The organism is Kordia sp. (assembly GCF_965283645.1).
GTDB lineage: Bacteria > Bacteroidota > Bacteroidia > Flavobacteriales > Flavobacteriaceae > Kordia.
In genome coordinates, this window is the sequence record NZ_CBDIPG010000001.1 from 4171165 (window position 1) to 4182115 (window position 10951).

Annotated in this window: 11 protein-coding genes; 4 read left to right on the plus strand and 7 right to left on the minus strand. The window is 32.6% G+C overall.

The features are described from left to right. Positions 1–12: 12 nt before the first annotated feature. A complete protein-coding gene (locus ACQ654_RS18585) occupies positions 13–165 on the minus strand; it encodes a DUF5522 domain-containing protein (protein ID WP_162200418.1) in 153 nt (50 codons plus the stop codon). 503 nt (positions 166–668) lie between these two features. Between ACQ654_RS18585 and ACQ654_RS18590 the strand changes: the two genes are divergently transcribed. From ACQ654_RS18590 to hemL, 4 genes are all read left to right on the plus strand, one after another. Continuing rightward, positions 669–4145, plus strand: a complete 3477-nt coding sequence (locus ACQ654_RS18590; RefSeq protein WP_430411845.1) for a VIT domain-containing protein — start codon at positions 669–671, stop codon at positions 4143–4145. Positions 4146–4289: 144 nt separating this feature from the next. Beyond that, the gene (locus tag ACQ654_RS18595; RefSeq protein ID WP_430411846.1) at positions 4290–5201 is read left to right on the plus strand and encodes a 1-aminocyclopropane-1-carboxylate deaminase/D-cysteine desulfhydrase; all 912 of its coding nucleotides are present in this window, start codon (positions 4290–4292) and stop codon (positions 5199–5201) included. 4 nt (positions 5202–5205) lie between these two features. Then, complete coding sequence (locus ACQ654_RS18600; RefSeq protein WP_430411847.1) at positions 5206–6048, plus strand: glucosaminidase domain-containing protein; 843 nt, start codon at positions 5206–5208, stop codon at positions 6046–6048. 21 nt (positions 6049–6069) lie between these two features. Beyond that, positions 6070–7353, plus strand: coding sequence for a glutamate-1-semialdehyde 2,1-aminomutase (gene hemL / locus ACQ654_RS18605; RefSeq protein WP_430411848.1), 1284 nt, complete (start codon positions 6070–6072; stop codon positions 7351–7353). 76 nt (positions 7354–7429) lie between these two features. Here the strand turns inward: hemL and ACQ654_RS18610 are convergent, their stop codons facing one another. From ACQ654_RS18610 to ACQ654_RS18635, 6 genes are all read right to left on the minus strand, one after another. After that, a complete protein-coding gene (locus ACQ654_RS18610) occupies positions 7430–7762 on the minus strand; it encodes a hypothetical protein (protein WP_430411849.1) in 333 nt (110 codons plus the stop codon). A 106-nt stretch (positions 7763–7868) separates the two neighbouring features. Continuing rightward, the gene (locus tag ACQ654_RS18615; RefSeq protein WP_430411850.1) at positions 7869–8342 is read right to left on the minus strand and encodes a hypothetical protein; all 474 of its coding nucleotides are present in this window, start codon (positions 8340–8342) and stop codon (positions 7869–7871) included. A 202-nt stretch (positions 8343–8544) separates the two neighbouring features. After that, positions 8545–9147, minus strand: coding sequence for a hypothetical protein (locus ACQ654_RS18620; RefSeq protein WP_430411851.1), 603 nt, complete (start codon positions 9145–9147; stop codon positions 8545–8547). After that, positions 9148–9849: a hypothetical protein gene (locus tag ACQ654_RS18625; protein WP_430411852.1), complete on the minus strand. Its 702-nt coding sequence runs from the start codon at positions 9847–9849 to the stop codon at positions 9148–9150. A 67-nt stretch (positions 9850–9916) separates the two neighbouring features. Next, positions 9917–10480 carry an REP-associated tyrosine transposase gene (locus ACQ654_RS18630; RefSeq protein WP_430411853.1) on the minus strand — a complete coding sequence of 188 codons (564 nt, stop codon included), beginning with the start codon at positions 10478–10480 and terminating at the stop codon, positions 9917–9919. A gap of 91 nt (positions 10481–10571) precedes the next feature. Further along, complete coding sequence (locus ACQ654_RS18635; RefSeq protein WP_430411854.1) at positions 10572–10949, minus strand: hypothetical protein; 378 nt, start codon at positions 10947–10949, stop codon at positions 10572–10574. Between the last annotated feature and the right edge of the window lie 2 nt (positions 10950–10951).

Here is a 10951-nt window from a genome sequence, read left to right on the forward strand (position 1 = left end):
ATCCATGAATGTTTATTTTCTTTTTTTGTTAAATCCGTATGGACAATGTCGGCAACCACTTTCACAACAGTAACCTCTTTTAAGGTGAAATTGTTCTGTAAACACCTTATAACCTTCGGGCGAAAGGTAAAAATCGCCTTCTTCTATAGGAATTAATTTCTTCATTTCTACAAAGGTACTTAAATTGGCTCAAATTTTGAATGGCTTTAACTATGGTTTTTGTGTCAAAATATCTAGTTCCGAGAGGTTTTCGAGGAATTACATTGTTTCCTTTTATTTTTTTGCGTCATGCGAAAGATAAAAAGAACATTATTTTGATTTATCATGAACGGATTCATCTACGACAACAGTTAGAATTGTTAATTCTTCCTTTTTATATGTTGTATGTGTTAGAATGGTTGGTGAAATTGTGTTATTACAGAGATCGACGTAAAGCGTATCTCAATTTGAGTTTCGAACGTGAAGCTTATCAGAATGAATCAAATTTTAATTATTTGAAACAACGCAAATGGTTTCAGTTTTTGAAGTATATATGATAAATTACTTCAAATTATAAATTTTACATAAAAAGAATCGTTAACTCATTGAAACGATGTGTCTACTCATTCCCGCTTTTCTAGCTTCTTATTAATCAGCAGTTTTGTGATGAACTCATAAATTAGGGACTCATGAAAAAAAAGCTATATGTTCTATTCTACTTCATCAGCATCACTGTATTCGCACAGCAAATACCTAAAGTTACGTTGTCAGATGACAAACAACTAAAATTAACCGATTTAAAAGTAAATGTTGCTATTGTAGGAAACCTTGCCGTGACTACCTACGATATGAAGTTTTACAATGAATTGGATAGAACTTTGGAAGGCGAATTGGTTTTCCCGTTGGGAGAAGGACAAGTAGTTTCAGGGTTTGCCATGGATGTAAACGGTAAATTGAGAGACGCTGTGATTGTAGAAAAAGAATTGGCACGCGTTGCCTATGAAACTACCATTAGAAGAAAAATTGATCCAGGATTATTAGAAAAAACAGAAGGAAACAATTACAAAGCACGTGTATATCCTATATTTCCTAAGAAATACAAGCATATTGTAATCAAATTTGAACAGGAGTTGAGTACACTAAATAACATGCAAACCTACGAGTTACCATTAGGTATTGCAGAAAAGTTAGATACATTTTCGGTAGAAATTTCGGTTTTCAATGCGCAACAACCTATTGTAAGTAAAACAAATTATAAAGACTTCTTTTTCAAGCAAAATACGGGAACTTATAGTGCTTCAATTTCAAAAAAAGCACATGCGCCTATGAAGCCAATTGTAGTACAAATTCCAAATACTACAAATCAAGAAAGTTTATCAACACACAACGGTTATTTTCAGTATTACAAAGCTTTACAACCAACTTCCCGATTAAAATCAAAACCAAAAAAAATAACCATACTTTGGGATGCGTCCTATTCTATGCGTTACAGAAATTTGGAAAACGAACTTACGATCTTAGCAGATTATATTGACTATTTAAAAAATGTAAAAGTTACGCTTGTCGTATTTAACAATACCATTCAAAAACAAGAAGAAATAAAAATTAGAAAAGGTGATGTTTCAATGTTAATCAGTCGTATAAAAAATGTAAATTATGATGGTGGAACAAAATTAGATATCTTCAAAAACTTAACAATAAAAGCAGACGAAATACTCTTGTTTTCAGATGGTTTGGCAAATTTAGGAGATTTTGTATTGAACAAAAAAATACCTGTGTATCCAATTAATTCGTTGGTTTCTTCAAATCATGAAAACTTAATTAAAATAGCAACGCAATCTAGTGGAAGCTATATCAACTTGACACGTTTGGCAACATCAGAAGCAACAAAATTGTTAAAAGAAGAAACGTATCAGTTTTTAGGTGTCAATCACAATGAAAATGCATATGAAATCTATCCGAAACAACGTATGAATGTTTATCAAGATTTTTCAATTACAGGAAAATTTAAAGTAGCTACAACTATTGAATTATTATTCGGATATGGCGGAAAAGTAACGGAGACCATTCCTGTAAAGATAGCAAGAACACAAGGAACAAAGGTTGTAAAACGCTTGTGGGCGAAACAAAAACTAATCGATTTAAATCGTGATAAAGAAGAAAACAAACAGTTAATTATTTCATTAGCACAACAATACGATTTAATCACGGATTATACATCTATGTTGATTTTAGATCGAATAGAAGATTATATACAGTATCGAATAGAACCGCCAAAGGAACTCATGGCGCAATACAAAGAACGTTTATCATGGTTAAAACAAGAAGAAGCTAGCGAAAATACACGGATTATTGCACAAAAGAAAGCATTGAAAGACACCTATGTTGATCTTTTAAAATGGTATGATATTAATTACAAGCCAAAAGAAATAAAAAAGCCAGTACAAGAAGTGAAAACAGCAACAGTAATAGAAACAACAACAAATATAACTACGCGTGTTGAAAATAATACGCAACAGCACACTGCCAATCCGTTACGTAATATCTCAGGAACAGTTACTGATGAATCTGGTTTGCCATTGCCAGGTGCTACAATAACGGTTAGAGGAACTTCCGTTGGTGTCACTACTGATTTTGATGGTAATTACAGTATTAGCATGCGAACAGGAGAAGTTATTGAATTCAACTATATAGGTTATTTGCCTATAGAACACACCATTAATGCAACGGATAGTCTTTTAAATATGGAAATGAAGCTTGGAGCTAAGCTAGAAGAAGTTGTTGTTGTAGCTTATGGAAGCGAAAAGCGTTCTAAGGTTACTTCCGCTGTTTCGTTTGTAAAAGCAGCATCTATAGAGCGAAATCCGAATACTTCAACAAATCAAGTATTACAAGGACAAGCGGCAGGTTTGCGAATCTCAAACGATTATGAAAGATTAGAGTTTACAGTACAAAATGATTCCCAACAACCAGGCGCAAAAAGTAACATTGTACTTAGAGGCCGCGCTTCGATTAATGGAAATGTTAAACCGTTATTTGTGGTGGATGGAAAAGTAATGTCTACTAGTAATTTTATAAACTTAAATACAAATGATATTAAAAATGTTTCAGTATTAAAAAATACTACCGCTACAGCATTATATGGAAATAGCGGCGCAAATGGCGTTGTCATAATTACGACTAAAAATGGTTTCACTGAAAATAAAGAAGAAATTGAAGCCTTAGAAGAAAAAATAGCGGATACAATAGAAATGAAATCTTGGGACGCAAATCGGCCATATATCAAAGAATTAGAAAAAGAAACTACGATTGAAGCTGCGTATAAAAAATACTTAGAAATCAGAGAATCATACGCAAATATGCCAACGTTTTATTTAGATGTTGCTGACTTTTTTCATGAACGAAAAGCACTTAATGTTGCAACAACTGTCATTACAAATTTAATGGAAATTGAACTTGATAATTACGAATTGTTAAAAGCAATGGCATACAAATTAGAATACTTCAAACGGTATAATATGGCAATTCTAGCCTATGAAAAAGTGTTAGAATTACGACCAGAAGAACCACAATCGTACCGCGATTTGGCGTTAGCGTATGAACAGGTTGGTGAATATCAAAAAAGTTATAATTTACTGTTCAAATTATATGATGGACAATTACTTGAAAAAGATCAAGCGCAACGATTTAGAGGTATAGAGCAAATTGTTTTTATAGAACTGACACGATTAATTTCCATGTATGGGAATGAACTCAACATACCAACAGAAGAGAAAAATAAATTTACAGAAATGCCCGTGAATGTGCGTATTACCATTGATTGGAATCATAACAACACAGATATTGATTTGTGGGTAATTGATCCAAATGGAGAAAAAGCATTCTACAGTCATAAAAAAACTGAAATTGGCGGACGCATGTCAGACGACATCACGCAAGGATATGGTCCAGAAGAATTTATACTAAAAAATGCTGTCAAAGGAGAATACCAAGTCTTTGTAAATCATTATGCAAATAGTGTTCAGAAAATATCGGGACCAACTATTTTAAAAGTGACACTTTACACAAATTACGGAACTGAAAAAGAGCAAAAAGAAATTTCTATTGTGCGTTTAGCAAATACAGCAGGCGAACTCGAAGTTGGAAGTTTATTCTTCAAAAAATAAATTCAATAGCATACGGTTTATAAAATTATGTTCGTTGGATTGAAATCACTCTAAGTAACAATTTGTTTTGTTGTTTCTGAGTGATTTTTTTATGAATTAAAAACAATTGAGAATTCCCGATTTTACAGTATTTTTGAACGCTCAATGCAGTTTCAAACACAACACATACCAATTCAGGAAATAACACTCGATTTTCCTACAAATATACGTTTATTCATCAAGCGTGAAGATTTGATACATCCGTTTGTTTCTGGGAATAAATTTAGAAAACTGAAGTACAATCTGGCGGAAGCCAACAACGAAAAACAAACTACTTTGCTCACATTTGGTGGCGCATTTTCTAATCATATTGCGGCGGTTGCGGCGGCTGGAAAAATTCATGGGTTTCAAACAATCGGAATTATCAGAGGAGAAGAGTTGATCCATAAAATAGATACAAATTCTACGTTACAATTTGCGATCGAAAATGGCATGCAATTAAAATTTGTAACACGTGAAAACTATCGTGAAAAAACGTCAAAAGTATTCTTAGCACAATTAAGACAAGAGTTTGGACGTTTCTATACCATACCAGAAGGCGGAACAAACAGTTTGGCGGTAAAAGGTTGTGCTGAAATTATCACGGAAAACGAAAAAGAGTTTGATACAATTTGTTGTGCAGTTGGAACTGGTGGAACAATTTCAGGAATTTGTAAAGGCGCGTATTCGCATCAAAAAGTGCTAGGGTTTCCAGCATTAAAAGGTGATTTTTTACATGAAGAAATCAAACAATATGTTTCAACAACCAATTGGGAATTAATCAATGACTATCATTTTGGTGGTTATGGAAAAGTTACGGACGAGTTGATTCAGTTTATCAACAATTTCAAAACACAAACAAAAATTCCATTAGATCCAATTTACACAGGAAAAATGCTTTTTGGAATCATAGATTTAATCAAAAATGGACATTTTGCCAAACAAAACCGTATTTTAGCAATTCATTCTGGTGGATTACAAGGAATTGACGGAATGAACACTAAACTCCAGAAAAAAGGAAAAACAACGATTATATAATTATATGCAAAAACACATTATATACACACTTTTAGGGTTATTCTTATTAGCAAGTTGTGGAACACAAAATCGTGTTTCAAAATCAAAAAAGAAAACAAAAAAAACAACACGTGTTGTAAAAACAACAATACCGACAAAAGAGCCTGTAAAAGTTGAGACGACAACTCCAAAAGTTGATGAGGAAATTCCAGAAACATCTACAAAAAGTACTACAGTATTATACATAGAAGCCTATAGTGAAGTGGCAAAAAAGGAGATGGAACGACACGGAATTCCGGCAAGTATTACATTGGCACAAGGAATTTTAGAATCGGGTTCAGGAAGAGGAAAACTGACAATGAAATCAAACAATCACTTTGGTATCAAATGTCACCGAGGTTGGAAAGGACAACGTGTATATCATGATGATGATAAAGATCAAGAATGTTTTCGAAAGTATGCAAATCCGGCATATTCATTCACAGATCATTCGTTATTTTTAACAGGAAGATCGCGTTATGCATCATTATTTAAACTTCCAAAAGACGATTATAAAGGCTGGGCGAGAGGTTTAAAAAAAGCAGGATATGCCACAGATCGTAAATATCCTAACAAGCTAATTGCGTTGATAGAGCGGTATGAATTATACAAATATGATGCTGAAGTATTAGGTAAAAAACCAGAAGATGCTAAAAAAGTAACTACACACAACGATCGTTATACAGTTTCAAAAGGAGATACATTATACGGTATTGCGAAGAAACATAAAATAACGGTTGCGAAATTGAAATCTTTAAATGGACTTGAAACGAATGAGATATTTGTAGGTCAAGTTTTATTTGTAAAACCACTTCCGAAAGACTTTTAGTCAATAAAAAAATAGAATAGAATGGAATATAAACGTAGCAGTGCGTTATTTGCGGAAGCACAAAAAGTGATTCCTGGTGGCGTAAACTCACCTGTTCGTGCGTTCAAAGCAGTAGGCGGAACACCAATTTTTGTCAAAGAAGCAACAGGAGCTTATATCATTGATGAAGATGATAAGCAATATATAGAATATATCAATTCTTGGGGACCAATGATTTTAGGTCATGCGCACAAACCTGTAATTGATGCCGTTGTAGAAAAAGCAAAAAAAGGAACTTCGTTTGGAATGCCAACTGAGATTGAAACGAAAATTGCCGAGCTAGCAGTTTCTATGGTGCCAAATATTGACATGATTCGTTTTGTAAATAGCGGAACAGAAGCGTGCATGAGTGCTGTTCGCTTGGCGCGAGGATTTACAGGAAAAGACAAAATTATCAAATTTGCAGGTTGTTATCACGGACATAGTGATGCATTCTTGATTCAAGCAGGAAGTGGTGCGGTTACTTTTGGAAGCCCAAACAGTCCTGGCGTTACAGCAGGAACAGCAAAAGATACCTTGTTAGCACGTTACAACGATTTGGAAAATGTTAAAGAAATCATTTCTCAGAATGAAGGTGAAATTGCTTGTATCATTATTGAACCAGTTGCTGGAAATATGGGATGTATTCCACCAGTTGAAGGCTTTTTAGAAGGATTACGAATATTATGTGATCAGCACAATATATTATTAGTTTTTGATGAAGTCATGACAGGTTTCCGATTGGCAAAAGGTGGCGTTCAAGAATTGTTAGGTGTTGATGCTGATATTGTTTGTTTTGGAAAAGTAATTGGCGGCGGATTGCCCGTTGGCGCTTTTGCAGCTCGACAAGAAATTATGGAGCATTTGGCTCCGCTTGGACCTGTATATCAGGCAGGAACATTAAGTGGAAATCCGTTAGCAATGGCGGCAGGATTGGCAATGTTACAAGAATTGAATACAGGAGATGTTTTTAAAAGTTTGCATGCTAAAACGGAATACTTGCACAAAGGAATTGCGACTGTATTAACAGAAGCAAACGTAACACATCAAATTAATCGTATTGGATCTATGATTTCGGTACATTTTTGTGATGAATCTGTTATTGATTTTGAATCATCTGCAAAAGGAAATAATGATTCGTTTAAGAAGTTTTTTCACGGATTATTAGATCGAGGAATTTATATTGCACCATCAGCTTTTGAAACTTGGTTTTTATCAGATGCCTTATCGTATGACGATTTAGACAAAACGATAAAAGCTATAAAAGATGTTGCCAAAACATTATAACAGCTAGAAAAATATAGGTATAAAAAAACTCGGCTATTTGCCGAGTTTTTTTATGATATGTAACGTTATTTATTCTTTAGTTTGCGCCTGCGCCTTTTACTTTTTCATGTCTCATTTTCTCTTTCATGAAAGATTTTTTAAATTCTGTACGTTGTGCAGGTTCTAAAAGGTCACTAACTTTTTTTCTTGCTAAATCAAGAGCATCAGCATTTAGTACACGATTTTCCTTTTCGTATGCTAAGAAAATTTCATAAACTTTCTTTGATTGCTCTGCGTTAAGTTCTAATGTTTTTTGTAGTTGGACAGTTCTGTCCTTTGCTTTTAATGCAGCACTTTCTTGTGCAGTTGCTGTTTGAATTCCTAAAAACAATACACATACAAAAGTGAATAGTGTAATATATTTTTTCATAACTGTTGTTGGTTGGTGTTAGCTAAATAATAACTCAATAATACTAAAATTGTAGTGAAATAACAAAAAAGAGAAGCTTTTTAACTTCTCTTTTTTTTGTCCCTAATTATTTTCTACCTGAGTGTTTTCTCTTTTTCCCTTGCTTTCTTTTGCCTTTACGTGCCGCCATTTTCTCCCATCTTTCATATTGATCTCCCGAAAGAATTTGCTTCATACTTTGCTTGTAAGCAATTTTAGCATCTAAACGTTCATTTGCCATTGCATATTTTTCTTCGCTAGTTGGCTTTTCTTTTTTGTCTTTGTCAGCTTTGCGGGCTTCCATTTTTTGCTTTCTAACTTTTGCTGTTGCTGTATTTAAAGCGAGCACACGTTGTTGTTGATTTTCGGATAAATCCAAAGCTAATGTCAACTGTTTTGTTTTCAATTCGGCCATTTGTTCTGGCGTCAAATCTTTCATGTGTTTTTTGCCTTTTTCTTTTCTCATTTCTCTTCGCTCTTGGCGATCTGTTTTGTCAGTTCCTTCTTGCGCCGCTACATTTAATGTGAAAATTAGTGCAAGTGCATATACTATGTTTTTCATTTTTTTATTGTTTTAAATTATTTGCTTCTAGGACTTAAAACATATAGGAAGGTTTAATCGAAAATTGATTTTAGGATTTGTTTAACGAAAAATAAAAAGATTTTCATGTGCAATGATTGATTGAATTTTTGTTCTTGAAAAACATCATTGTGTTACTGTCATGATTGATTATTTATGCTGAAAACTAAAGGGGATTTTGAATTTATATACGCTTCAAAATTTTTGTAAAAGGTCTTTTTTCAGCTATGTAATTTAGTAGAAATAGTGCAATTAAAATATAAATTAGCCCAATAACAAAAATACCAACAAATCCGAAGCTGGCAAAACCATGAATAAAATTGCCATAGGTAACACCGTAATATTCTTGTAAATAGGTTGATGTTGCACTTTGACCAATATCATTAATTTTGAGTAGGTAATACATCAAACGTGCAAAAAGTAAGATTGTGATTAGTAAATGAATTTTAATATGATTCATAATACTAGGTCTTTTTATGATGTATTTTAAGGTTGGATTTTCCTTTTTTAGTGTATTAAAAACGGCATTAATTTTTTCGTCATTGTCAATAAATAATGTCTTCTTAGTGTTTTTCTGATGAATTTCGATTTTGTTTTTGTGAAAAATAACCTGTTCAATAGTAGCAAAATGAATTTCATTCAAATCTTTCGGAAGTTGATCTGCTTCTATACTTTTTAGTTGTTGTGCTACATCGTCTTCTTTTTCGGTACTAATGTATATCGTTTTATTTTTTACAAGAATTAACGAATTGTCTGTTGAATTGGGAAATGTCCAGCGATTTTGCATTTAGAGGTTGTTTTTGTAGATACGAATATCGCCAGAAATATTATTAAAACCATTAAACCCAGTAATTTCTAGTTTCCCTTCTTCTAACATTCCATTTTTAATATTTAAGAGATAAATTCCATTGAAAGATTTGGTAAATCCTTCGGCATCTCCTTTAAGGTCTGAAAATACATTGATATAGGCTAGTGAATCTTTTATGATTTTTTTTAATGTGTATGTTGTCGTAACTTCATTAAATATGACATCATCAATAGGTCTGGTTCGTTTCCATGAATAGCCTGGTTGAATTGTATCATTTGGTAATTCAATGAAGAAGTTATTAATGTCAAATAGCAATTCCATTTTTTGATTACTATGTAGATATTTGAGGTTTTCTATGACTTTACCCTGTTTATTTATTTTAAAAACTACAGGGCGATCTATGAAATTTCGTTGGTAATATTCATTCGTTTCTTTGTCTAATGCCGAATTACTTTTCCAATACATTTTTTTGATTTCGGCATTCACTTCCAATACATTTTGTTTGGTGCTAACTACTTTGAAATCTATTTCTTGCGTAATTGTCAACTTCTTAGATTCCATGCTAAAAGCATACGTATATGTTTTCTCTTTCGGAATTTTATACGATAGTTTTATTTTTTGATTGTTTTGCGAACAGCTTAGAAAGCTTAAGGTTATAAGTGCTATTAGGAGTTTTTTCATGATTTGTATTTTTTGATTTTTGGTTGGTGGCCTCAGCTACCGCACGATTGAATCGTGTGGAGTTTTACTAATCTAAATTTTGAAATACTACGATATTTTCTAACAAACCTTTTTCGTCAGTATAATCAATAGCACTGCTATACATATAATCTTCCGGTCTAAACACTAAACCAGCTTTTACAGGGTTGTTGTGTATATAGTTTATTTTCTCATGAATTACTTTGTTAGTCCATAATTCAATAGGTTTGTTATCATGTCTCCAAAATTGATATTGATCCACGTTAGATGATTTAGAAGCAGCTTCTTTAAATTTGTCTAATAAAAATTCTCTTCTACTTTCTTTAGGGTTATTTTGAACAGCTTTTACAATGGTTTTACTTGTGAATCGTTTAAAATCGCCCAATAGCAATTGTGGTTCTCTGTTTCCCACACTTCTAAAAATTAAATGAACATGATTTGTCATAATGCACCATGCTACAAGCTCCATACCTTTTTCTTTTTGACAATAAAATAAGCTATCTACTATTATATTTTTATATTCATTTCTTATGAAGACATCTAACCAATATACTACTGCAAAGCTTACAAAATATAATCCTTTTGGGTTATGAAATTTATAATTTCTGCTCATGTTTTATTATTTCAGCATTACCACACGATACAATTGTGCGGTAGCGAGGGGGTAATAACTCTTTGCAGTATTCTTCTGTGTAATTCATTTATTATCTATATCTTCGAAATTCTACAAAATACCTCCCATCTTTTGTCTTTTTAATGTCAAAAAAAGCTTGTTTATGCCTAAACTCATATGGTTCTCCTGTTAAATCATCTATTTCCATAAATATTTTATTATTAGATATTTCTGTCTCATCTTCAAAATCAAACCCAATTATCCAAAAGGTTTTGATTTTATTTTTGGCTTCATCATAAGTAATTTCATTAGGTAAGAACCCTGCATTATAAACATTATCTAAACCTTTTATTTGTTCTTCTTTACTGTTAAAAATAGCGACTAAGTTTTCATTAGAGTTATATTCCCATCCTATATCTCTCATTGTTTTTTTTGCTATTTTTATTATTTCGGTCTCTGTATAATTCATAT

Bases quoted from the DNA above. Each gene is read 5' to 3' on its own strand.
- ACQ654_RS18585 (WP_162200418.1), bottom strand. From the start codon at position 165: ATGAAGAAATTAATTCCTATAGAAGAAGGCGATTTTTACCTTTCGCCC.
- ACQ654_RS18590 (WP_430411845.1), top strand. From the start codon at position 669: ATGAAAAAAAAGCTATATGTTCTATTCTACTTCATCAGCATCACTGTA.
- ACQ654_RS18595 (WP_430411846.1), top strand. From the start codon at position 4,290: ATGCAGTTTCAAACACAACACATACCAATTCAGGAAATAACACTCGAT.
- ACQ654_RS18600 (WP_430411847.1), top strand. From the start codon at position 5,206: ATGCAAAAACACATTATATACACACTTTTAGGGTTATTCTTATTAGCA.
- hemL (WP_430411848.1), top strand. From the start codon at position 6,070: ATGGAATATAAACGTAGCAGTGCGTTATTTGCGGAAGCACAAAAAGTG.
- ACQ654_RS18610 (WP_430411849.1), bottom strand. From the start codon at position 7,762: ATGAAAAAATATATTACACTATTCACTTTTGTATGTGTATTGTTTTTA.
- ACQ654_RS18615 (WP_430411850.1), bottom strand. From the start codon at position 8,342: ATGAAAAACATAGTATATGCACTTGCACTAATTTTCACATTAAATGTA.
- ACQ654_RS18620 (WP_430411851.1), bottom strand. From the start codon at position 9,147: ATGCAAAATCGCTGGACATTTCCCAATTCAACAGACAATTCGTTAATT.
- ACQ654_RS18625 (WP_430411852.1), bottom strand. From the start codon at position 9,849: ATGAAAAAACTCCTAATAGCACTTATAACCTTAAGCTTTCTAAGCTGT.
- ACQ654_RS18630 (WP_430411853.1), bottom strand. From the start codon at position 10,480: ATGAGCAGAAATTATAAATTTCATAACCCAAAAGGATTATATTTTGTA.
- ACQ654_RS18635 (WP_430411854.1), bottom strand. From the start codon at position 10,949: ATGAATTATACAGAGACCGAAATAATAAAAATAGCAAAAAAAACAATG.